Annotated in this window: 24 protein-coding genes and 1 pseudogene; 12 read left to right on the top strand and 13 right to left on the bottom strand. The window is 62.8% G+C overall.

Translation table 11 applies throughout. The features are described from left to right. Positions 1-2 precede the first annotated feature (2 nt). The 4 genes from B5525_RS07465 to B5525_RS47480 all read right to left on the bottom strand — a co-directional run bounded on the left by B5525_RS07465 (position 3) and on the right by B5525_RS47480 (position 4,410). Positions 3-1,997: a carbohydrate porin gene (locus B5525_RS07465; protein ID WP_079565428.1), complete on the bottom strand. Its 1,995-nt coding sequence runs from the start codon at positions 1,995-1,997 to the stop codon at positions 3-5. Positions 1,998-2,281: 284 nt separating this feature from the next. Continuing rightward, positions 2,282-3,559, bottom strand: a complete 1,278-nt coding sequence (gene dmeF, locus B5525_RS07460; protein WP_079565427.1) for a CDF family Co(II)/Ni(II) efflux transporter DmeF — start codon at positions 3,557-3,559, stop codon at positions 2,282-2,284. A gap of 8 nt (positions 3,560-3,567) precedes the next feature. After that, positions 3,568-3,846 (bottom strand): metal/formaldehyde-sensitive transcriptional repressor, encoded by a 279-nt coding sequence (locus tag B5525_RS07455; protein ID WP_079565426.1) that lies wholly within the window; start codon positions 3,844-3,846, stop codon positions 3,568-3,570. 186 nt (positions 3,847-4,032) lie between these two features. Beyond that, positions 4,033-4,410, bottom strand: a complete 378-nt coding sequence (locus tag B5525_RS47480) for a hypothetical protein (RefSeq protein ID WP_338075268.1) — start codon at positions 4,408-4,410, stop codon at positions 4,033-4,035. On the opposite strand from B5525_RS47480, the gene B5525_RS07450 reads away from it, so the two are divergent. After that, positions 4,394-4,945 (top strand): cation transporting ATPase C-terminal domain-containing protein, encoded by a 552-nt coding sequence (locus B5525_RS07450; protein ID WP_338075267.1) that lies wholly within the window; start codon positions 4,394-4,396, stop codon positions 4,943-4,945. The genes B5525_RS47480 and B5525_RS07450 overlap by 17 nt on opposite strands. Before the next feature lie 130 nt (positions 4,946-5,075). Here the strand turns inward: B5525_RS07450 and B5525_RS07445 are convergent, their stop codons facing one another. Together B5525_RS07445 and B5525_RS07440 are read right to left on the bottom strand one after the other, a co-directional pair. Then, positions 5,076-5,345, bottom strand: a complete 270-nt coding sequence (locus B5525_RS07445; protein ID WP_079573052.1) for a hypothetical protein — start codon at positions 5,343-5,345, stop codon at positions 5,076-5,078. A 127-nt stretch (positions 5,346-5,472) separates the two neighbouring features. Continuing rightward, positions 5,473-6,297: a creatininase family protein gene (locus B5525_RS07440; protein ID WP_079565425.1), complete on the bottom strand. Its 825-nt coding sequence runs from the start codon at positions 6,295-6,297 to the stop codon at positions 5,473-5,475. A 104-nt stretch (positions 6,298-6,401) separates the two neighbouring features. On the opposite strand from B5525_RS07440, the gene B5525_RS07435 reads away from it, so the two are divergent. The 6 genes from B5525_RS07435 to B5525_RS07410 all read left to right on the top strand — a co-directional run bounded on the left by B5525_RS07435 (position 6,402) and on the right by B5525_RS07410 (position 11,088). Next, positions 6,402-7,448: an ABC transporter substrate-binding protein gene (locus B5525_RS07435; RefSeq protein WP_079565424.1), complete on the top strand. Its 1,047-nt coding sequence runs from the start codon at positions 6,402-6,404 to the stop codon at positions 7,446-7,448. Between the two features lie 7 nt (positions 7,449-7,455). Continuing rightward, a complete protein-coding gene (locus tag B5525_RS07430; RefSeq protein WP_079565423.1) occupies positions 7,456-8,262 on the top strand; it encodes an ABC transporter ATP-binding protein in 807 nt (268 codons plus the stop codon). Then, on the top strand, positions 8,262-9,098 hold the full coding sequence (locus B5525_RS07425; RefSeq protein ID WP_079565422.1) for an ABC transporter permease: 837 nt from the start codon (positions 8,262-8,264) through the stop codon (positions 9,096-9,098). Before B5525_RS07430 ends, B5525_RS07425 begins: the two co-directional genes overlap by 1 nt. Then, positions 9,098-10,087, top strand: a complete 990-nt coding sequence (locus B5525_RS07420; RefSeq protein ID WP_079565421.1) for a 2-hydroxyacid dehydrogenase — start codon at positions 9,098-9,100, stop codon at positions 10,085-10,087. The genes B5525_RS07425 and B5525_RS07420 overlap by 1 nt, the downstream gene beginning before the upstream one ends. Positions 10,088-10,089: 2 nt before the next feature. Beyond that, positions 10,090-10,782, top strand: a complete 693-nt coding sequence (locus B5525_RS07415; RefSeq protein ID WP_079573050.1) for an AprI/Inh family metalloprotease inhibitor — start codon at positions 10,090-10,092, stop codon at positions 10,780-10,782. A 102-nt stretch (positions 10,783-10,884) separates the two neighbouring features. Further along, positions 10,885-11,088: a hypothetical protein gene (locus tag B5525_RS07410; RefSeq protein WP_079565420.1), complete on the top strand. Its 204-nt coding sequence runs from the start codon at positions 10,885-10,887 to the stop codon at positions 11,086-11,088. Positions 11,089-11,210: 122 nt separating this feature from the next. On the opposite strand, the gene B5525_RS07405 is transcribed toward B5525_RS07410, so the two are convergent. Continuing rightward, positions 11,211-12,008, bottom strand: a complete 798-nt coding sequence (locus tag B5525_RS07405) for an SDR family NAD(P)-dependent oxidoreductase (RefSeq protein WP_079565419.1) — start codon at positions 12,006-12,008, stop codon at positions 11,211-11,213. A gap of 236 nt (positions 12,009-12,244) precedes the next feature. Between B5525_RS07405 and B5525_RS07400 the strand changes: the two genes are divergently transcribed. From B5525_RS07400 to B5525_RS43700, 4 genes are all read left to right on the top strand, one after another. Continuing rightward, positions 12,245-12,598, top strand: coding sequence for a YciI family protein (locus B5525_RS07400; protein WP_079565418.1), 354 nt, complete (start codon positions 12,245-12,247; stop codon positions 12,596-12,598). Then, complete coding sequence (locus B5525_RS07395; protein WP_244567847.1) at positions 12,595-13,875, top strand: RNA polymerase sigma factor; 1,281 nt, start codon at positions 12,595-12,597, stop codon at positions 13,873-13,875. The genes B5525_RS07400 and B5525_RS07395 overlap by 4 nt, the downstream gene beginning before the upstream one ends. 119 nt (positions 13,876-13,994) lie before the next feature. Further along, complete coding sequence (locus tag B5525_RS07390) at positions 13,995-14,645, top strand: glutathione S-transferase family protein (protein WP_079565417.1); 651 nt, start codon at positions 13,995-13,997, stop codon at positions 14,643-14,645. Positions 14,646-14,674: 29 nt separating this feature from the next. After that, positions 14,675-14,842, top strand: a complete 168-nt coding sequence (locus B5525_RS43700; RefSeq protein ID WP_154073121.1) for a hypothetical protein — start codon at positions 14,675-14,677, stop codon at positions 14,840-14,842. Positions 14,843-15,264: 422 nt separating this feature from the next. On the opposite strand, the pseudogene B5525_RS47750 reads toward B5525_RS43700, so the two are convergent. The 5 genes and pseudogenes from B5525_RS47750 to radC all read right to left on the bottom strand — a co-directional run. Next, positions 15,265-15,441 (bottom strand): annotated as a pseudogene (locus tag B5525_RS47750) (JAB domain-containing protein); the annotation flags it as partial. A 179-nt stretch (positions 15,442-15,620) separates the two neighbouring features. After that, positions 15,621-16,811, bottom strand: coding sequence for an ABC transporter permease (locus B5525_RS07380; protein WP_244567846.1), 1,191 nt, complete (start codon positions 16,809-16,811; stop codon positions 15,621-15,623). A gap of 41 nt (positions 16,812-16,852) precedes the next feature. Further along, complete coding sequence (locus tag B5525_RS07375) at positions 16,853-17,584, bottom strand: ABC transporter ATP-binding protein (protein WP_079565415.1); 732 nt, start codon at positions 17,582-17,584, stop codon at positions 16,853-16,855. A gap of 21 nt (positions 17,585-17,605) precedes the next feature. Next, the gene (locus B5525_RS07370) at positions 17,606-18,955 is read right to left on the bottom strand and encodes an efflux RND transporter periplasmic adaptor subunit (RefSeq protein WP_079565414.1); all 1,350 of its coding nucleotides are present in this window, start codon (positions 18,953-18,955) and stop codon (positions 17,606-17,608) included. Between the two features lie 808 nt (positions 18,956-19,763). After that, the gene (radC, locus tag B5525_RS07365; protein WP_079565413.1) at positions 19,764-20,477 is read right to left on the bottom strand and encodes a RadC family protein; all 714 of its coding nucleotides are present in this window, start codon (positions 20,475-20,477) and stop codon (positions 19,764-19,766) included. A gap of 184 nt (positions 20,478-20,661) precedes the next feature. Between radC and B5525_RS07360 the strand changes: the two genes are divergently transcribed. After that, entirely contained in the window at positions 20,662-21,381 is a 720-nt protein-coding gene (locus B5525_RS07360) for a DNA-3-methyladenine glycosylase I (protein ID WP_079565412.1), read from the top strand. 227 nt (positions 21,382-21,608) lie between these two features. Here B5525_RS07360 and map read toward each other — a convergent pair whose 3' ends face one another. Further along, positions 21,609-22,433, bottom strand: a complete 825-nt coding sequence (map, locus tag B5525_RS07355) for a type I methionyl aminopeptidase (protein ID WP_079565411.1) — start codon at positions 22,431-22,433, stop codon at positions 21,609-21,611. Positions 22,434-22,504 lie beyond the last annotated feature (71 nt).

Below are 22,504 nucleotides of genomic sequence, written 5' to 3'. Positions count from 1 at the left end.
ATCTAGAATTCGCCGTGCAGGCGTCCTGAGAAGATCGAGACCGGCCCACGGTCGGCGTTATAGGCGGGATTCGTGAAGAGTTGATAGTCCGCGGTGAGCGTAAAGTTCTTGTCGATCGCGTAGGCGTAATAGGTCTCGAGAATCTGTTCGGGGCGGTAGTTGAGCCGGCCGTCGCCGATCAGAAGGCCTAGCCCGCCGGCCGCGAGGAAGTCGCGGTGGGCGCTGGACAGGCCGTTGATGGCGCCGCCGACGCCGATGGTGTCGTTCGGGCGTCCCCAATGGCTACCCTTGATTGAGAAGCCGCCGGAGAGGCTGCGGTCGATATCGGTGAATGACAGGATTTGGTTCTGGCCGTCGTTCCAGCTCGCGCGCGCGAACAGCCCGACGTCCTTGGCGATCTGCTGTTCGAGGTTGGCGTAGAAGCCGTATTTCGGGTTGGTGTGCTGAATGCTCGTCATCACCACGTTGATGTCCTGCGTCGGGTCGGCGGCTTCGATTGCCAGCGCCTGTCGGTAGTTGCCCATATTGCCCTGGTTGCCGAACGCGCCCAGCCGCAATTTGCCGGGCTGGTCGAACAATGTGTGGCGTTCCTCGAATTCGACGACGGTGCCGCCGGCCTTGTAGGTGAGGACGTCGCTGTTGGGCGCCGTGGGCACCTCGAACACGCCGGCGCGCAACGCCCAATCCTTGCGATTGAGCTCGACCACGCCGCCGCGGGTGTAGCCCGGCAAATCCGCCGGGAAGTCGTAGGCGGCCGACGACCACATCGCCCAGTTCATGAAGTCCGCGCGCGGATCCTTGGCGTAGGAATTGCCGTCGAAGAAATCGCCGACCGCGAAACGGCCGACGATCAGCGTGACGCGATCGATGTCACGCTTGCCCGGCAGTTGATTGGCGGCGTCTTCGACGTCTTCCTGTTCGCCGCCGAGCCCGAAGGTCTGTTTGAAATAATAGCGTTGCGGCCGGACTTTCCCGAACGGCGCGCCCGCCTTCTGCGCCTCGCCATTGGGAAAGCCAGCAAGCCCGAGCGTTCCGTTCAGGCCGAATCCCTGCGCGAACTCCGGATTGAAATAGAATTCGCCTCCCTGCCACAGGCGCACACCGAGGAACGCCGTCGCGGTCCAGGTATCGCGGGCCTGTCCGCCGCCGGGCAGGCTGTTGGTGCCGGCATAGGGCGAGCGGAACGAGGGATAGGCCGATGCAATGAAAGTGGTTTGTGCGTGGACGTTCCAGTCGGTCGATTCCGGCAGCGCGGTCTTGTTGGTATCCGGCGCGAGCCAGGGCGGCGTATCGCCGAAGCGATAATTCAGCCCGAGTTTGACGAGGTGGATGTTGGGATCGACATTGACGCCCGGCAATCCGAAGGTGCTCAGATCGACCGTCCGGCGCGACAGATCGATGTAGTCATATTCGAGCTTGGCGCTCCAGTTGCCGCTGACGGCAAATTCGACGCCGGCGCCCGCGGTCCAGCCAAATTGAGTTTGTCCGGGCGACGAGATGACACTGCCGTCGGCGTCATTGACGTCGACATGGCTGTGTCCCCAGGCAAAGCCGCCGGTCATATAGGGCAGCAGCCTTCCGAACGCATAGCCGATACGGCCGCGCGCGGTGCCGAGATAGTCGATCGTCGTGTTGAAGGGGGCTGGCGCCAGTCGCGGGCCATCCAGCGGGCTTGTGAACGATGCATCGGCCTCCACGCCGAGCACGATATGGTTCGGCAACTGCTTGCTGTAGCCGACCTGGTAACCGCCGATCAGGCCGGTTACGCTGTGCGGAAAGAACACGCCCTGTTCGGGTAGGGGATTGGTGCCGGGACCGAGACTGCCGCGGCCATAGCCGACATGGCCGCCCAGATAAAATCCGGTCCAGTCGTAGACGGCCTTGATCGCCGGCGCCTTGAGCGGCAGGTCCGCGGCGAGTGCGGCGCCGTCGCAGGCGAAAAGGCTCAAGCCCACGCCCGCGACTACGCGCTCCCAGGGTCGGCTGCAGCGGCTCATCGTGTGGGTGCTTCCAGCGCGAACATTCCGGCGGTCTCTTTCGTCACTCTGCAGATTTGCCGGCGCGCTGCCACCAATGAATGATTTCGTCTGTTTTCAGTTGCGGATAATTCCGCGCCAGGACCAGAGCAATCCAGGCCGCAGTTTATTCCCAAGGCTTATTGCGAATAATTCTTAATTGCAACAACTGACTGGGAGGCAGATGTTGAATGGCATCCAGATGTGACAGCCATGCAACACCGCTATTTCCGCGTGAAAATCGCCGGATTTCTCCAAACGCCGCCTCAGCCCTTGAAGGACTGGGAGTGCTGGACCTCTACGGTGACATGTGACAGGTCTGCGAATCTCGCCAGCCGCTGCCGGTAATCCGCCGCCTTGCGTTCTCCCGTGGTGGCGACGCAGACGATGGCGCCAAGATGTCCGGGCCCGAGCCGCCAGAGATGTAGATCAGTGACCCGATCGCCATCGGCTTCGATCAATCCGCGGACTTTCTCGGCCATGCGCGGATCCGGAGTGCGGTCGAGCAGGATGCCACCGGTGTCGCGCAGCAAGCCCACCGACCAGTTGGCGATGACCAGCGCGCCGATGAAGCCGGCCAGTGGGTCCATCCAGAGCCAGCCGAAGGCGCGCGCCAGCAACAGCCCGGCAATCACCAGAACCGAGACCGCGGCATCGGCCATGACGTGAACGATGGCGGCGCGCATATTGTTGTCGCGGTGATGCGCGCCACCGTGGCCGTGCGCGTCGTCATGATCGTGCTCTTCAAATTCCAGTTCGCGTTCATGGGGGCGGCCCGCCTGCATCAGTCGAATGCTGGCGAGGAAGGCGTGCGGCTCCGGGATCTCGTCGCGCGACTCCAGATAATCGCCGCGGTCCTCGAAGACGAATAGCTGGCGGCTGCCGTTCGGCCTCGTGGTCTCGATGGTGAGGTCGGCAGCCGGCAGTTCACCCCCTTCTGCGCGGACACGAAAGCGTGGTGGCACGCCGTCTTCAAACACCTTGATGTCCAGGATGGAACTCCCCAGTGCGATCCGACGGGCTTCGTCCTCGTGGCCGTGGCTGTGGCCATGGGAATGCCCATGGCCGCGATCGTGGTGATGCCCGCCGGACAACAGCCAGGCACTGGCGACATTGACCGCGAGGCCGAGCACGGCAATCGGGATCGCCTCGTTGAAGCTGATCGAGACGGGGTTGAGCAGGCGCGACACCGCTTCATAGCCGATCAACAGCGCGATCATCGCCAGGACGATGGCGCTGGAATAGCCCGCGAGATCGCCGAACTTGCCGGTGCCGAACGAAAAACTGCGATCGTTGGCGTATTTGCGGGCATACGTATAGGCCAGCGCCGCCAGCAGCAGCGCGCCGGCATGGGTCGACATGTGCAAACCGTCGGCGATCAGCGCCAGCGAGCCGAACAGCGCCCCGCCGATGATCTCGGCGATCATCATGATGGTGCACAGCACGATCACCGCCCAGGTCCGGCGCTCGGCCTTGTCGTGATCCTTGCCCAGAAAGACATGGTCGTGCGGCGGAAACTGAAACAGCTCTTCGGCGTCGGACATGGCGTCCCTCACTTCAGGTAGGTGTGGACCACCTCGATGAGCTGATCAGCGGCGTCGGCGTTGAGCGCGCCCGGATTCCGCTCGGGGTCCACCAGATGGGTGCGGATATGGTCCTCGACCACCTCCGCCATCAGGCCCGCGACGCCGCCGCGAATGCCGGCGATCATGTGCATGATGCGCTCGCATTCGGCTTCCTCGGTCAGCGCCCGCTCGATCGCCTCGATCTGGCCGCGGATGCGCCCCACCCGCGCGAGCAGCTTTTTCTTTTCCCGGATCGTGTGTGCCATTGAACGCATATAGGGTACCCCCCTATGCTATGTCAATCGTATGATTGCTGCGAACGGGCGGTGGGACCCATGCGCGCCGGAGGTTCGGCTGGCGGTGGCCGCAGACAGCGCCGGCATGGTCGGCGTGCTGCCATCCGAAAATTCCGCGCGATCGAGGATGCCGGAAGCTTGATCTGTCGCAACGCTTCACGGCCCCTTTACGATGATGTTTGCTGCGAGCGCGGCTTCGGCCCAAACCCAGCGATATTCCCCATGAACGTCTTCTCGAAACCGATCCAGGCGAGCGCGCGCACCGGTGCGCAACCCGCCGTCCATGATGGGGTGCTTGCGGAACTCAGCCGCCTTCAGCCCCGCGAAGCCTGCGCGAAACTGCAGTCCGCGCCGGAAGGCCTGTCGGCGACCGAGGCCGCCGAGCGCCTGAAGAAGTTCTGCTCGAAAAGAGCCTGCTCGTCCTTGCCGAGGCGTGACCGAAGGCCGCAAGGTTTTTGCGAACATCACGAAATACATCAAGATGGGCGCGAGCTCGAATTTCGGAAACATGTTCAGCGTGCTCGGCGCGAGCATCTTCCTGCCGTTCCTGCCGATGGCGCCGATCCAGGTGCTGACCAACAATCTGCTGTACTATTTTTCGCAGACGACGATTCCAACCGACAATGTCGACGAGGAGTATCTGGCGTTACCCCGAAAATGGGACATCGGTAACATCTTCAAATTCATGCTGTTCATCGGGCCGATCAGCTCGATCTTCGACTATGCGACCTACGGCATGATGCTCTACGTGTTCGATGCCTGGGATAATCCGTCGCTGTTCCAGACCGGATGGTTCGTGGAATCGCTTCTGACCCAGACCCTGATCATTCACATCATCCGGACCGCCAAGATCCCGTTCGTCGAGAGTCATGCCAGCCCCGCACTGATCGCGACGACGGTGATCATCTGCACGGTCGGAATGATACTGCCCTTCACCTGGGCGGGTGCGGCGTTGGGTTTCCAGCCGCTCCCCTGGCAGTACTGGCCGCTGGTTGCGGCCATGCTGGTGACCTACGCGATCCTCACTCATGTGGTGAAGGTCTGGTTCATTCGCCGGTGGGGACTTTGAGCGGTTTTCCGCTGCTGTGATTAAAAAGGTTGACCCGCCCGGGGGACGTCCGGGCGGGTCGGGTGTGCGACACGGGGGTGGATGAGGCGCCCGTGCCGGACGCGGGATCCACTACGCGATCAAGCGGCTGTCAGTAGTAATTGCAGGTGCGGACGCGGCCGATGAAATTGCCGTAGGCGTCGAACTGGCGAACCCAGCCGCAGCGGCGATAGCCGCCGCCATAATAATAGCCGTCGTTGCTGGCGGCGATCGCGCTGCCGACGATCGCGGCGCCGACGATACCGGCTCCGACACCCCAGCCAAGGCCATGGGCTTCTGCCTTGGTGGTGGTGGACGCGATGCTGCCGGTGACGGCCAGAGCGACAAGGGCGACGGCGGCAATTTTGGACTTGATCGACATGAGAAACTCCATCCGGTTGAGCGCGGGACCGTTGTGGTCCGCATGCCAGTTGGACGGGGCGTTCTCGATTCCGGTTCGATTCAGCCGAACCGAACCCGGCGCCTCCAAAAATAAGTATAAATAACAATCACTTAGACGGTTGGTGGGGATCGTCCGAAAGCCTCTTCACGTCGAATTTATCGACGTCGGCAAGCAGTTCGCAGAACGCGTGCGCGCCGTGATCGAGCAGAATCTCGCCCGTTTCCGCGGAGGCGATCGCGGCATCGCCGACGGCGCCGCTGGCGTGGAGATCCTGGGTCTGCCACGCGAACGGCACCGGCCGGTGCGCCGAGAGCCAGCGATATTCCTGCTCCATCGCGATGCTCGTGGGGCGGAAATCGGCGATCTTGTCCTTACGCACAGCTTCCGGATGGCGCGCCAGCATGATCGAGGTTTCCCATGCGCCGCCATGGATGCCGTGACGCAGTTCTTCGGGCGAAAACAATCCGTCCGGCGCGCCGAACCGGAACCATCCGGTGGTGACCGCGAGAATGCCGTGCTGCGCGCGCAGATCTTGCGCGACCAGGGTCATGGCCGCGCTGTTGCCGCCATGGCTCGTAACCATCACGAGCTTCTTGACCCCTGCGCGCGCGACGCTCTCGCCGAGCGCCATCCAGCTCTTCAGCGCAACCTCCGTCGGCAGCGTCAGCGTGCCCGGATAGTCGATATGTTCGGTGGAAATCCCGACCGGCTGCAGCGGCAGGAAGGTCGCGGGGATGGTGTCGGGCAAGACTTCGCGCACCCGCGCCAGATAGGCCTGCGCGATCATGATGTCGGTGCCGACAGGCAGATGCGGGCCGTGCTGCTCGGTGGCCGCCAGCGGCAGCACCGCGATCCATCGCTCCGGCGTGGTCTCGGAAATGCCGGGCCAGTGGATGTCGGTCCAGTCGCGGGGAGGGAGCAGGGAAGTCATCGAGTGAAATGTTTCTTTAAGCGCGTTTGCAAGGTAGTTTGCGGACAGGACGCGACCAGCGTCCGTTCCCTATCATGGGCCAGAACGATCGACGGAGTCCAATCATGAACCCGGCACTTTTGCCGCGAGCGTTAACCTTAGGCCTCCTGTCTCTGTCCTTGGCCCTGGTCATGTCCCTGTCCTTGGCCGTCCTCCCGGCAGGCGCCCAAACCACGCTGGACAAGGTCTCGTTCGGCACCAACTGGGTTCCCGAAGCCGAGCACGGCGGTTTTTTCCAGGCGGTGGCCGACGGTACCTACCGGCGATACGGGCTCGATGTCACCATCGTGCCGGGCGGGCCGAATGACAACAACCGCATGCTGCTGATCGCCGGCAAGCTCGATTTCTTCATGGCCGCCAACACCCTGATGTCGTTCGACGCGGTCGCCAACAACGTGCCGGTGGTGACGGTCGCCGCGATCTTCCAGAAGGATCCGCAGGTTTTCCTGACCCATCCCGCATCGAAGATCACAAAGCTCGAACAGCTCAAGCCGCTGACGCTGTTCGTGTCCAAGGAGGGCATCTCCAGCTATTTCCAGTGGCTGAAATCCGAATATGGATTCAGCGAGGCGAAGGTCAGGCCCTACACCTTCAACCCGCAGCCGTTCATCGCCAGCCCGCAAAGCGCGATGCAGGGCTATGTCACGTCGGAGCCGTTCGCGGTCGAAAAAGCCGCCAATTTCAAGCCGGGAATCATCCTGCTGGCGGATTATGGCTTCAACTCCTATTCGACCCTGATCGAGACCCGCCGCGAATTGACCGACAAGAAGCCCGATCTGGTTCAACGCTTCGTCGACGCGTCGATCATCGGCTGGTACAACTATCTCTACGGCAACAATGCGCCGGGCAATGCGCTGATCAAAAAGCTCAATCCGGAAATGACCGATGAGTTGCTCGCGTTCTCGGTCGGCAAGATGAAGGAATACGGTATTGTCGATTCCGGCGACACCCTGCGCGATGGCATCGGCGCCATGAGCGACGAGCGGGCGACCAGCTTCTTCGACAAGATGGTGCGTGCCGGCGTGGTCCGTCCCGACATCGATTTCCGCAAGGCCTATACGCTTCGCTTCATCAACAAGGGCGTCGGTCTCGATCTGCGGCCCAAGAAGTAACGGCGCGATGGCGGAGCCGGCAGCCCTGACCGAAGCGGATACCGCCGGCCTCGCGGTGAGCCTGCGCGCTGTCACCAAGGTCTATGATTCCGGCGTCGCGGCGCTGGGGCCGCTGGACCTCGACGTGGCCAGGGGCGAATTCGTCTCGCTGCTCGGGCCGTCGGGGTGCGGAAAATCGACGGCACTGCGGCTGATCGCGGGGCTTGCCGCGCCGAGTGCCGGCAGCGTCGGCGTCGCGCTTCGCAGCGGCGGGGCGCGCGGCGCGCATGCAATAGGTTTCGTGTTTCAGGAGCCGACGCTGATGCCCTGGACCAGCGTGCGCGAAAATGTGCGGCTGCCGCTGAAACTCGCGCATGCGCCCGCGGCCGAGGCGGACGCGCGCATCGAGGAGGCATTGCAGCAGGTGGGGCTTGCCGAATTCGCCGCCGCCTACCCCCGCGAATTATCCGGCGGCATGAAGATGCGGGTGTCACTGGCGCGCGCGCTGGTCACCGATCCCGATATTCTCCTGATGGACGAGCCGTTCGCCGCACTCGATGAAATCACCCGCTTCCGGCTGAACAACGATCTTTTGGCGCTGTGGCGTAATCTGCGCAAGACCGTCATCTTCGTCACGCATTCGGTGTTCGAGTCGGTATATCTGTCGCAGCGCGTGGTCGTGATGACGTCGCGGCCCGGACGCCTCAGTGCCGAAATCCGCATCGATGCGCCGGAGCCGCGGGGCGAGGAATTCAGGACCTCCGCCGCCTATGCCGGCTATTGCCGCGAGGTTTCGAACGCACTGGCGCCCTCCTATTCAGGGCTATCAGACTAATGAATACGTTGCAGCCACCGCCATTGTCCGCCCGCCAGGCCGCGCCCGAGCAGGTCAGCCTGCGCCTGGTCCGCATCCTGCTCCCGATCGTCGTGCTCGCCGCCGGCGTCGCGGTATGGGAGCTCGTGGTGCGGCTCAACCACATTCCGCCCTATGTGCTGCCGGGTCCGATCGCGGTGTTCGCAACACTGGTCAGCGACTGGCCGGTGCTGGCGCAATCGCTGCTGACGACATTGCTGACCACGTTCGAAGGTTTTGTCGCCGCCGGGATCGGCGGCATTGCACTGGCGCTTCTGTTCAATCAATCGAAGTGGCTGGAATATTCGCTGTTCCCCTACGCGGTCATCCTGCAGGTGACGCCGGTGATCGCGATCGCGCCGCTGCTATTGATCTACCTGCCGCAGCAGACCGCCGTGATCGTCTGCGCCTGGATCGTCGCCTTCTTTCCGGTGCTCTCCAACACCACGCTGGGGCTGAATTCCGTTGATCGCAATCTGGCCGGCCTGTTCCAGCTCTACGGCGCGTCGCGGGCACAGACGCTCGCCTATCTCAAGCTGCCCTCCGCGCTGCCCTTCATCCTTGGCGGCTTGCGGATCGCGGGCGGCCTGTCGCTGATCGGCGCTGTGGTAGCGGAGATCGCGGCCGGCTCGGCGGGCGCCGGTTCCGGACTTGCCTACCGAATCGCCGAATCCGGCTATCGCCTCAACATTCCCCGAATGTTCGCCGCGTTACTGTTGCTCTCCGCCGCCGGAATTGTCATTTATGGGCTGTTGGCGCTAGTTTCGCACCTGGTATTGCGGCGCTGGCATGAGAGCGCGCTTGGAAAGGAAAACTGATGGTTGGCGGCAATATTTCTTCCGAGAAAATCGATTTGCTGATCTATGGGCCGAGCAAGCCGATCGTCGATAACGGCTTTTCCGGCCAGTTCGTGCTGCATTCCTTCGAGACCACCGGCGACCTCGAACGGCTGACGCCGGCGGTCGCGGAAAAAATCCGCGGCGCCGCGGTGACCTACAACTCAGTCCGCGGCGACAGCAAGACGCTGGCGCGTTTCCCCAAGCTCGAGATCGTTTCTTCCTTCGGCGTCGGCTACGATCACATCGATGCGAATTACGCGCACGAGCATAATATCGTCGTCACCAATACGCCCGACGTCCTGACCGAGGAAGTCGCCGATATCGCGATGGGCCTGTTGATCGCGACCTTGCGCGAGTTCGTCAAGGCTGATCGCTATGTACGTTCCGGCCTCTGGCTGACGCAGAACTTTCCCCTGAGCGTCGGCTCGCTGAGGGACCGCAAGGTCGGCATGGTCGGCATGGGCCGGATCGGCCAGGCGATCGCGCGCCGGCTGGAGGCCTCGCGCGTTCCCGTGGTTTATCATTCGCGCAAGCCCGCCGACGGCGTGTCGTACAAGCATTATCCCGACCTGATCGAGATGGCGAAGGCGGTCGACACGCTGGTCGTGATCGTTCCGGGCGGCGCCGGAACCGCCAAAATGGTCAACGCCGAGGTCATGAAGGCGCTCGGCCCGCGCGGCGTGATCATCAACGTGGCGCGCGGCTCCGTGGTCGACGAGCAGGCGCTGACAGCGGCGCTGAAGTCGGGCGCCATTCTCGCCGCGGGCCTCGATGTCTTCGAAAAAGAACCGAACGTGCCGGACGAACTGCGCAGCATGCAGAATGTCGTTTTGTTGCCACATATCGGTTCGGCTTCGGTGGTAACCCGCAATGCCATGGATCAGCTGGTGGTCGACAATCTGAAAACCTGGTTCGCCGGCAAACCGCCGCTGACGCCGGTCGCGGAAACTCCGGTGACGAGCCGCTGATGATGCCTCGCCACGCCATAGCTCTTGCGGCGCTGGCGGCTCTTATCGCCTGCTCCGGTCGGGCGCAGGCGCAGGATGTTTCGACCCTCAAGAAAGACATGGTCGGGCAGTGGGAGCTGTCGACCACCGAGCGCAGCAAGACCTGCGTGGTCACCTTGAAGAGCGATGCGTCGCCGCTGGGGATGAAGCTCGAGCTTGAGCCCGGCTGCGCCGCGGCGCTGCCCTTCACCAAGGAAATCACCGCCTGGAGCATCGCAGGGCTGGACATCGTGCGGCTGCAGGATGCCACAGGCCAGCCGGTGATCGACTTCACCGAGGTCGAGAGCGGCATTCTCGAAGGCTTGCGGCAGGGTGAGGGCATCTACATCCTGCAGAACCTCGCCGCCGCGCGCTCGCTGGCGAAGTCGATGGATCAGATGATCGGCGACTGGGCCATGGTTCACGGCAACGGTCAGCCGATATGCGGCCTGACCTTGACCAACAACGAGGCCGGCCCGGATAATTTCCAGGTATTCCTGAAGCCCAAATGCGATCCCGCAATAGCGGCCTTCGCACCGACGCAGTGGCGGCTCGATCACGGCCAGATGCTGCTGATGTCGCAAAGCGGCGAGACCTGGCAATTCGAGGCCGACGACAACGCGCAGTGGCGGCGGGTGCCCGACAGTGCCGATCCCTTGATCATGCTGCGGCAGTAATTTCTGGAAGTACCACCGCGCCTGACGGCGGGCCGCGGGGCGGCTTGCTGGCCCGCCTGGAACGCCGCATATTGTGCTGATCATACGCCGAGGAGCTCACCCATGCCTGACCCTTCGCTGACCCTCGCAGAGATCGAGGAGCGCATCGCCGCGGTGCGCGAAAATCTCACCGAATTGACCGAGCAGGCTGCCGCCTATTCCGGCGGGGCGGTCGAGGAGCTGAACGCGCAGCGTATCGCCGACCAGGAAGCTCAGCTCGATCTCCTGACCAAACAGCGTGACCAGCTGCTGCAGCGGCGCGGTTGAGGTATTGCGTCGATGCCGCGGCATCGACGGTGCGCTCCCTCTTCCACCAGGGGAGAAGTGAATCGAGCAAGCGCAATCAGGGAATTCCAACCCCACGTGCAAGGGACACGGGCGGTTCGGCGTCATTTCCTGCTCGACATCATCCAATTGGCGATCCGCAGCGTCACCGGCGCCGGCGACAGCCGGCTGGAGGTGGACATGATCCTGTTGAGTAGTCCGGCGATGACCACGCCGCGGCCGGCCTTGAGGCTCTGATAGCCGATCCGCGCGACTTCGCTTGCGCTCATTACCGGCACCAAGCCGCCCTTGAACAGCGCCGAACACCCCGCACGGGCGACGCGGGAAAATTCGGTTGCGGTCGCGCCGGGGCACAGTGTCGTGACTGTGACGCCGGTCCTCTTGAGCTCGAAGGCGATCGCTTCGCCGAAACTGAGGACATAGGCCTTGGTGGCGCAATACACCGCCATTTGCGGGCCCGGCTGAAACGCCGCGGTGGAGGCGAGCAGCATCACCCTGCCTTTGCCCCGCGCCACCATCGGCGGCACCAGCAGCCGGGTCAGTTCCGTCAGCGCCACGATATTGACCTGCAGCATTTCGCTGACCCTGAGCGGGTCGGATTGGTCGAACCGGCCGTTGTCGCCAAGCCCGGCATTGTTGATCAGCACGTCGATGACCATGCCGCGCGTTTCCAGCTCGCGCACCAGCGCGGCGGCGGCGCCGTGTTTGCTGAGGTCGGAGGCGATGATGGTGCAGCCCGCGCCGAGGCCCTTGAGTTCCTCGGCCAAAGCCTGCATCGGCTCGATGCGCCGCGCGGAAAGCACGAGATCGTGACCGTCTTTGGCCAGTTCACGCGCGAGATCGGCGCCGATCCCGCTGGAGGCGCCCGTCACGAGGGCGAGGGGACGCGGATTGCTTTTCATGGTAGCGGTTCCAGGCGGGTCAGGCCAACGGGAGACGGCGGGAAGCGCCGTGCCCGTCCCTGGCCATCTATGGCGGTTGGAACGCCGTTCAATCGCATCGGGATGACCGGACTGGCGGAGCCGGATTTTTTTTGAAGGACATGTCGATTCCCCTGGGGTTGGCGCGTCGACCTAAATAGCGAGATAGTTTCGCGGGCGGAGGCGCCCGCGGCTCGCCCTAAGGAGGAGTTTTTGAGATGCGTTTCATGTACCTCGTCAAACATCCGGGCTTGCCCGGATCTCCCACCCCGGAACTGATGGACGCCATGCACAAACTCGCTGATCGGGAGATCAAGGCGGGCCGCATGCTCGACAATGGCGGGCTGATGCCGGTCCAGGCTGGCGCCCAGGTGCGCATTGCTGACGGCAAGCTCAGCGTCATCGATGGCCCGTTCGTGGAAGCCAAGGAATTCGTCGGCGGCTTCGCGATCTTCGAACTGCGCGACAAGGAAGAGGCCGTAGCGATGGCGGTCGAGTTCATGCAGCTGCACAAGGACTTCATGCCGGGCTGGGAAGGAACGTGCGAGGTCCGTGCGTTTGCCGGCCCTTGAGGCAGCCGTCCGACATCAGCAGCACCATCCACGCGGTCTGGCGGATCGAGCAGCCACGGCTGATCATCGGTCTATCGCGGATGCTGCGCGATGTGACGCTGGCCGAGGAATTCACCCAGGACGCGCTGCTGGCGGCGCTCGAGCATTGGCCCGCGACGGGAGTTCCGGAAAAGCCCGGCGCGTGGCTGATGGCGACCGCCAAGCGCCGGGCGCTGGATCATCTGCGCCGCGCCCGGATGCTCGCGCGCAAGCACGGGATGATCGCTCTTGAAATGGAGCAGGAGCAGCAGGCCATGCCCGATCTCGACGCCGCGCTTGACGAAGAGATCGGCGATGAGCTGCTCCGGCTGGTCTTCACCGCCTGTCACCCGCTGCTGTCGCGCGAGGCCCGCATCGCGCTTTCGCTGCGGATGATCTGCGGCCTGACCACGGAGGAGATCGCGCGGGCCTTCCTGGTGCCGGACGCGACGGTCTCCCAGCGCATCGTGCGGGCGAAGCGGACGCTCTCGGAATCCGGGCTGGCTTACGAGACCCCGCGCCGGGAAGAACTCTCCGAACGGCTCGCTTCCGTGCTGGAGGTCGTCTACCTCATCTTCAACGAAGGCTACACCGCGGCGCGCGGCGACGACTGGCTGCGTCCGCAGCTCTGCCACGAAGCGCTGCGCATGGGCCGCGTGCTTGCCTCGATCGCGCCGCTCGAGCCGGAAGTCCATGGCCTGCTCGCGCTGATGGAGCTGAATGCTTCGCGCACGGCGGCGCGCACCGATTCAGCCGGTGAACCTATCTTGTTGCTGGAGCAGAACCGGGCGCTGTGGGACCAGCTGCAAATCCGTCGGGGCATGCAGGCGCTCGGACGGGCGCGCGAACTCGGCGGCGCGGGCGGCTTCTACGCGCTGCAGGCGGCGATCGTCGCCTGTCATGCCGGGGCGGCAACATCAGATGCGACCGACTGGCCGCACATATCGCGTCTATATGCGGAGCTTGCGGCGCTCCTGCACTCGCCGGTCATCGAACTCAACCGCGCGGTCGCCGTCGGCATGGCCGAGGGCCCGCGTGCCGCGCTCGAGATCGTGGACCGCCTGCTCCACGAGCCCGCGCTCAGGAACTATCATTTGCTCGGAAGCGTGCGCGGCGACCTGCTGCAAAAACTTGGTCGCCATGAGGAAGCCCGCGCCGCGTTCGAAGCAGCCGCCGCGCTCGCGGGCAACCGGCGCGAACAGGATCTGCTGAAGCGCCGCGCCCTCGATGCCGCCGGCGCCGCGCAAACGTCATCCTGATCCGCCTGCGGTGGCGTCGGATCGCCGGCCGCTGCCTTGACATTCAGGCGCCGATCCAATACTTAACATAATGGTTAAGTATTGACGGACGTCGCCGGCAAACCCGCAGGAGACAGGCCATGCCGAAGCCCGAGATCATCGGTTCCGCGCGGTCGACCTACACGCGCGTCGTGTGCATGGTCTGCGAGGAGAAGGGGATCGCGTACGGGCTGACCGAGTGCGCGCTGGGCGCGCCGGAGCTGCTTGCCATCCATCCCCTCGGCAAGATGCCGGTGCTGCGCCACGGCGACGTCGTGCTGTTCGAATCCAAGGCCATCGCCAGCTATCTCGACCGCAGTTTTCCGGGGCCGCAGCTGTTGCCGTCCGATCCCCATCTCGCCGGGCTCACCGAGCAGTGGGTTTCGCTCGTCAACACGGTGATCGACCGCACCCTGATCCGGACCTATCTCTACGCCTACATCGCCCCGAAGACGGCGGACGGCAAGCCGGATCGTGCGGCGATCGAAGCCGTAATGCCGGCGGTACGCGAGCAATTGGGAATTCTCGACCGCGCGGTCGCCAAGACCGGCCATCTCGTCGGCGATGACTTCACGTTTGCCGACATCAACCTGCTGCCGCTGCTCGACCGGGTTCGGCTGCCGCCCGAAGGCGCCGACGCGCTCGCCGCGACAACGCATCTCGCCGCGTATTATGCGCGGCACGCGGCGCGGCCGAGTTTTACGCGCACCATGCCGCCCGCCGCCCCGCCTGGCCGGGCCAAGCCGAATTGAAGCGGATTTGTTGCGGCCGATCTGGATCGATGCCGGAGCTCTTGATCGACGCGGCGCTGAGTTTCCGCGCTCAAATCAGCCTCAGCCGCTTCATGCTGGCACTCCACGTCATTGAGCCGTTCGCGCTGCTCGCGCCACGGTCAACTGAAGCCCGGCGGCTGGCTGATCCTCACGAGCAAAAGGGCCACCTCGCTTGAGGTGGCCCTTTGTGCCGGATCGGTCGGTGCTGACCTGCTTCAACGGCCTTGTGCCATCAAACCCGTCCTATAAGTCAAAGCGCGATGGCGGTTCGACAGTGCCATCGCGCTTTGGCGCCGGATCAATCGAACAGCACCTTGGTTCGCACCTCGTTGCGGGCCAATCCGTCGATTTCAGCAAGCGCCATCGCGCGCCTCAGTTCCTCGAGCCAGTCCAGAAATTTGTCGACCATGTGCTCCGGGCTCATCGAAAGAGCCGCGACCCCTATCCGCTCTGCTAGTTGATTCATCATCGATCCCCTCTCAATCGAGAATGAGCTACCCCCTCTCATCCGATGAGCCACCCTCCCACGCATTCGCCAAAGCGCGAAGCGGAGAGTTAATAAATGGTAAATGCGGGCGACAGCTAGATCAGCCGCAGCCCCTTTCATGCTGGCATGGCCGTTCCTGCCGACGATGATGTGATCGTGCACAGCGATGCCGAGCGGGCCCGCGATGTCGATGATCGCCTTGGTCATCTGGACATCCGCCTGCGAGGGCGAGGGATCGCCGGAGGGATGGGTTGCGCACCAGATAAGTGCACGAGCTAACAGATTGATGTGATTTGATTGTCATCCTGGATCGTGTGCCAGGGGACGGCGATTGGGGGCGGCAAGAGGTGCGTGTTCGTGACGATCCCGCTGCCTCGAACTCGATCACGCCAGGTTACCTTTACGGCACGGCCGGTCACGAAATCATCCTAACAGAGAGGATGGAAATGAGAGTTCAGCTCTTTCGCCTATTCGAAGCGTAATGCCACAATCGGATCAAGCCGCGCGGCCCGATGGGCCGGATAGAGGCCAAACGAAATCCCGATAAAACCCGCAAATCCGCAAGCCAGGATGATTGCCCATGGGCTGATCAGGATGGGCCAGCTAGCTTTCCAAGCGATTGCGACTGCCGCGGCGGCTCCCAGCGCCGCACCCACAAGGCCTCCCAGCAACGCCAGGATCAAGGCTTCGATCACGAATTGCCACCGGATATCGCTGCGGCTGGCCCCAACGGCCATGCGCAAACCGATTTCGCGGGTGCGCTCGGTCACCGAAACCAGCATGATGTTCATGATGCTGATGCCGCCAACGACCAGCGAAACCGCTGCCACCGCGATTAACAGAATGCCGAGAATCCGCACGGCGGCCCCACGTGCAATCAGGACATCCGCCGGATTCTCGATCCTGAAATCGCTGGGGGCATCCCCGCGAATGCGGTGCCGGTGCCGAAGCAACGCCTCGATCTCACGTTCCATCACTGACATGGCGGCCGCATCCGATACCTTGATCGAGATGAAATCCAATGCTTCTCGGGTCGTGCCACGCACGGCGCCGAGCACGCGGCTTTTTGCAGTCGACAGCGGGATGAACACGACATCGTCCTGGCTGCGGCCGGCCGCGCCCAACCCCTTTTTGTCCAGCACACCAATCACGGTGAAAGGGACGTTGCCAATCCGAAACGTCTCTCCGACTCCGGCACGCCTATCGAAGAGCTCCTCGATGATAACCGACCCTACGATGGCAACTTTGGCTCCAGATGCGATCTCGTCGCCCGTAAAGGATCGGCCGTCGGCAATTTGCCATTCGCGTGCCACTAGATAGTCGGCGTTAATTCCAGCCACCAGTGTCACCCAGTTCTTGTTTGCGGCCACGAGGGGCATGGAGCGCGACAGCAGCGGGGCCGCGACCTGAGCATCCACCAGTTCGCGGCGGATAGAAGCGGCGTCCTCTTCGGTCAGCGTGGGCTGTGTTCCGGATTCCAGCCTCGCTCCGCCGGAATTTCGGGCTCCGGGCATCACAAGCAGGAGGTTGGCTCCCAGCGTGCGGATCTTCTCCGAAACTTCCGCCTGTGCGCCAGCTCCCACCGATATCACGCAGACTACAGCTGCGACGCCAACGACGACCCCAAGCACGGTCAGGGCGCTCCGCAGTTTGTTCACACGAAGCGCTCGCGTGGCTATACGCAAGCTCTCCAGAGGACTCATTGGGGAGAATCCAAGGTGGTGGCGTTCAGAAGCGAACTCTTGCCTGATGCCACGGCATCCTCGATGATTCGCCCATCGTGCAGGGTGATTTGTCGCTGCGCACGATCGGCGACGTCGGTGGCATGCGTGACCACGATGATCGTATGACCATCGCGATGAAGGCGCTCAAACAGCGATAGAATCTCGTCGCTGGTGCCGCTATCGAGCGAACCAGTCGGTTCGTCGGCCAGGATGAGAGCAGGCTCGTTCACTATCGCACGGGCAATGACGACCCGCTGCTGCTCTCCGCCCGAGAGTTGATTCGGCCAATGATGACTGCGGCCGGCCAAACCTACGCGGTCAAGCGCATCTTTGGCTCTGTGACGTCGTTCGGAGCCAGCAACGCCGGCGTAAACGAGAGGAAGTGCGACATTTTCCAGCGCGGTTGCCCGCGGCAGAAGGGCCGGCAGTTGGAATATGAAGCCGATCTCCTGGTTCCTGATGGCCGCGCGTGCGTCCTCGCTCAGCCTTGCAACTTCTCGGCCCTTGAGCGCATATTCGCCGGAATCCGGCCGCTCCAAAAGACCCAACAGGCTCATCAGGGTCGACTTCCCCGAACCCGAGCGGCCGCGGATTGCAACAAACTCGCCGGGCTCGATCGAGAGCGACACGTTTAATACCGCACGAATGATCGTCCCCCCGGAGGGATACTGTTTTGAAATTCCAACAGTCCGGACCAGCGGCGGCATCTTATGATCCAATTTAAGGTCCTAGAATCCAAGGCGAATGCCGAAATAGCCCCTTTGCTGCTGCGAGTTGGCAATCCCGATGATCACTTGCTGGCCCTCGTTAAGCGAGCCGTCCAGCAGTGCTGCGCTGTTGTCGTCGCTGGCGCCAAGCCTCACGGCAACCGGGTTCGGTCGCCCGTCGTCACCGACTAACCACACGGTCGCGGCCCCCCTGGAGGAAGCGGCAGGGTTCGCACTCGGGTGACCCGACACAGGACCGGCGCCGTTTGGCCGGAAGCGCATTGCCTGGCTCGGAATTTTGAGGATCTCGCCGGTATTACTCACGATGATCCCAAGCTGCGCAGTCATTCCCGGCAACAGCAAAAGGTCCGGATTCGGTGCAGAGACGATTGTCGTATAGGTGACGACGTTTTGCACGACCTCGGGAGCCTTGCGGATCTGCAAAACCTGTCCACTGAAGATTCGATCCGGATAAGCGTCGACAGTGAACAGGGTCGCCTGGCCCGGCTTCAGCTGCCCGACATCGGCCTCGTCGATCTTGCCGTGGACCTCCATCTCTCGCAGATCGTTCGCGATCTTGAATAATGTTTTGGCTTCGAGGCTGACGGCGACGGTTTGCCCGGGATTGACATCCCGCTTGATGATGATCCCATCAATCGGCGCGCGGAGGACGGTGCGTTCGAGATCAAGTCCCGCCTGATCGAGTGCCGCCTGTCTCTGCTCGACAACAGCCTGTGCATTCTCGAGATTGGCCTCGGCCATGTGCTCTTCTGCTTCTGCAATCGCAATGGCCTCCGCCTTCATCTGGATCTGCTCGAGGGACGCGTGCAAGTCGGCAGCCCCGGCGTCGCGCTGAGCTCGCACCTGACTCAAGTCTCGCTCGGTTCCGCTTCCGGTGCGTGCCAGCTCGCGCTTTCGCAGGAGATCCCTCTCCACTTCGTCTTGCCTGGCCTTGTTAGCCGCCGACTGAGCCTCCGCGAGTTTCTTGGCGGTCTGCGCATTCGTCACTCCGACCGTCGCTCGTTGCAGCGCGGCCTTTTCCACTTGGGCGGTTGCCCTCGCCACTCTCAGTGCGGCTTTCGCTTCATTGACGCGGGCGGCAAATATCTCCTGATCGATTTGCGCGATCGGCTGGCCGGTCTTGATGGCGTCGTTGAAATTGACGAATACCTCTGCAATTCGCCCGGATAGTTGCGAACTAACATCGACGCTGATGACCGCCTCGACGGTGCCGCTCGCCTTCACGAGGGTTGAGATGTTGCCGCGCTCCACAGGCGCGGTGAGGTATGTCGGTGCCGGGTTCCCTTGGCTAAAGGTGTAGCCGAGCCCGAGAATCAATGCGCAAAGCAAACCCGCCACAAGGAAACGCATGTGGCTATCCTGCGTCGACCATTCGCCGCTTCCCCCGTGCCGTCAACTTCCGCTCTGACGCCGGAACACTTGTTCAATTCAAACGCATCGCGGTTGCGTTATGGCATTTGCCCGTGCAGGGCGGCTTGTGCGCAAGCGTTGTCGTACTGGGAGACTGCGTTGGGATTCGTTGCCGGGCTGCCTGGGTTTCCAGCATATTTTTTCGTTACGCTCGCATTGAACGGGGAGCCGTTGCCGGCGTTCGATTTGGCTCCTGCACCGATAGATATAAAACTGGTGGCCCCACAGCTTGCGAGCACATTCGAACCAGTCTGTCCTGGCGCTGCCGATGCTGCTCCGGGATTAAGGTTGGGGCTAGGTATTAGATTATGGAGATCGTCGGCGAGGGTCACCCCAGCCGACGGAAGCAGCAGGCAAGCGCCGATAGTGAGAGAGGCTAGCACGTGTTTCATCTCTGCACTCCCTTTCAAGATTATGTTGCGCACTGGAGACAGTTGTTGGGGAATTAAATAGAGCGCATTGGCCAACGCTCTACTTGCGCATTGACCATCGCCGTCCAGGCGGTGGGGCTCGATCGCTGCCAACAAAACACCGGAAGGGCGCAAAATATCCCGAGCTATCCCGATTTTTTTTGAGACGCGCTCGGTGGTGCCCAGACATTTTCTAAACTGGGATTTAGATTCTGACAGAGGTATCGGATTAGAGCGTCGCGCTCTTCGTAAATTTGCTGCGGTGCGGGACAACAGGCCTGAACAAGGCCTGCTGAGGCGGCGCGCCTGGAGGTGGCTAATGCGCGGATGTCGTCATCCTAAATCAGCTTCAGCCCCTTCATGCTCGCATGGCCGCCTCTGCCGACGATGATGTGGTCGTGCACGGAAATGCCGAGCGGGGTCGCGATGTCGATGATCGCTTTCGTCATCTGGATGTCGGCCTGCGACGGTGTCGGATCGCCGGAGGGGTGGTTGTGCACCAAGAGGATCGCGGTGGCCGATAATTCCAGCGCGCGCTTGATCACCTCGCGCGGATAGACCGGGGTGTGGTCGACGGTGCCGGTCTGCTGGACCTCGTCCGCGATCAACTGGTTGCGCTTGTCGAGAAACAGGATGCGGAACTGCTCCTTGTCGGCGAACGCCATCGTGGTGCGGCAATAGTCGATCACGTCGTTCCACGACGACAGCAAGGTGCGCGCCTTCAATTGGCCCTTGGCGATGCGGCCGGCGGCCGCGGCGATCAGCTTGAGCTGGATGGCGGAGGCGTCGCCGATGCCATCGACCTCGCGCAGCAGCGTCTCGGGCGCATGCACGACTTCGGCGAAGGAGCCGAATTTCTTGAGCAGGTTCTTGGCAGCCGGCTTCATATCGCCCCTCGGCTGGGCGGTGAACAATACCATCTCCAGCAGCTCGTAATCGCTCAGGGCGTCAGGGCCGGCGCTACGAAAACGTTCACGCAACCGCTCGCGATGGCCGTGATAATGCGGCTTCTCGGCAGGCGGATCCGGTTTATCGCTGGGTTTCGCGGGCATTGGCGCAGAGCATGCCGTGCCCGCCGTTTTTTGCAACCGGGAAGTGTCAGAAATTGCTCCGCGGCAGCGCTCGGCCTCGCCCTGGCCTCGGCCGCGCTCACATTGTCATCGCCACCGCCGCGGCCTTAAGATCGGAGGCGAGGCGGGAATGGCTTCCGCCAGGTGTGCAAAAGGTCTTCGCCGCGTGACGTCGTTCAAGGCCATCCGTGCCCGCGCCGAGAAGCGCAAGGGAGGAGCGTCCGCGCTCAAAAAGCTTCTGCCGCCGATTCCGGATCCGCGATCCCTGATCGAGCTCGCCGACGACCGCGTCCTTGCCGAGATGGCGCGGCGGGTGTTTTCCGCGGGCTTCGCCTGGAGCGTAATCGAAGCAAGATGGCCGGGCTTTGAGGAGGCTTTCCTCGGCTTTCAGCCGGCCACGCTGGCATTCAAGCCCGACGAATTCTGGGAAGCGCTGGTGAGCGATACGCGCATCGTGCGCCATGGCGCAAAGATCATGTCGGTGCGCGATAACGCCCGCTTCGTGCAGGAGATCGCGGCCGAACATGGCGGCTTCGGACGGTTCCTGGCGAATTGGCCGTCTTCGGATGAGGTCGGACTCTTGAACCTGCTCGCCAAACGCGGCAGCCGGCTCGGCGGCAATACCGGCCAAATGCTGCTGCGCTTCCTTGGCTGGGATGGTTTTGTCACTTCGAAGGACGTCACGGCCTGCTTGCGCGACGCGGGACTCGACATCGCCGAGGAGGTCAAATCGAAGACGGACCTGGCCAAGGTGCAGGCGCAGTTCAATGCCTGGGCCAAGGAGACCGGACTTCCCTACGTCCGGATCTCGCGCATCTGCGCGATGTCGATCGGCGAGAATTACGAAGCGCGCGAACTTACCCGTCGCACCCGACGCGGGGATTGATGCGACGCTCGTTTCCTGGCAACGCGCGATACTCCGAGCTGCGCAACACGCCTCAGCTGTCATCGCCCGCGAAAGCGGGCGATCCAGTACTCCGAGGCGCCAGCGATAGAAGCGAGAGGCAGCGGCGTACTGGATACCCCGCCGGAGCCTGTCATCGGGCTCGCCGAAGGCGAGACCCGGTGGCGGGGTATGACGGTTTCTTGTGAAGCCAATAAATAATCCGCCTGTTACGCCACAGCCGGCGGCTTCTCGCCGTGGCGCTGCGAGAGGGTAAAGATCTCGACGCCGGTCGCGTTCACGCCGACCGAATGCTCGAACTGCGCCGACAGCGAGCGATCGCGCGTCACCGCGGTCCAGCCGTCCGACAGGATTTTGACGTGCGGCTTGCCGAGATTGATCATCGGCTCGATGGTGAAGAACATGCCGGGCTTGAGCACCACGCCTTCGCCGGGCCGGCCGATATGGATGATGTTCGGCTCGTCGTGGAACATGCGCCCCAGACCATGGCCACAGAAGTCGCGCACCACGCTCATGCCCTGCGGCTCGACGAAGCTCTGGATGGCATGGCCGATGTCGCCGGTGGTGGCGCCGGGCCTCACGGCCGCGATACCGCGCATCATGGCCTCATAGGTGACCTCGATCAGCCGTTCGGCCTTGCGTGCAATCGGGCCGACCGCATACATCCGGCTGGAATCGCCGTACCAGCCGTCAACGATGAAGGTGACGTCGATATTGACGATGTCGCCTTCCTTCAGCGCCCGGTCCCCGGGCATGCCGTGACAGACCACGTGGTTGATCGAGGTGCAGGTCGAATAGCGGTAGCCGCGATACATCAGCGTTGCGGGGTAGGCGCCGTGGCTGAAGGCGAATTCGCGGACGAATTCGTCGAGCGCTGAAGTTGGCAGTCCCGGCTTGACCAGATCGGTCAGCTCGTCGAGGCACTTTGCCACCAGCGCGCCGGCCTTGCGCATGCCGGCGAAACCGCTCGGCCCATGCAGCTTGATCTGCCCGGTCTTGCGCAAGGAGGTGTCGGACGCTTCGATGTAGCTCATGGTGCTTTGCCGGGAAAAGGGGTGATCTGTGCACCCAATTTAATGATCGCGACGGGGAGTAGCAAGACAAG

Source organism: Bradyrhizobium erythrophlei (genome assembly GCF_900129505.1).
Lineage (GTDB): Bacteria > Pseudomonadota > Alphaproteobacteria > Rhizobiales > Xanthobacteraceae > Bradyrhizobium > Bradyrhizobium erythrophlei_D.
Note: the sequence above shows the minus strand (reverse complement) of the source record. Positions and strands in the feature narration are given on the sequence as shown.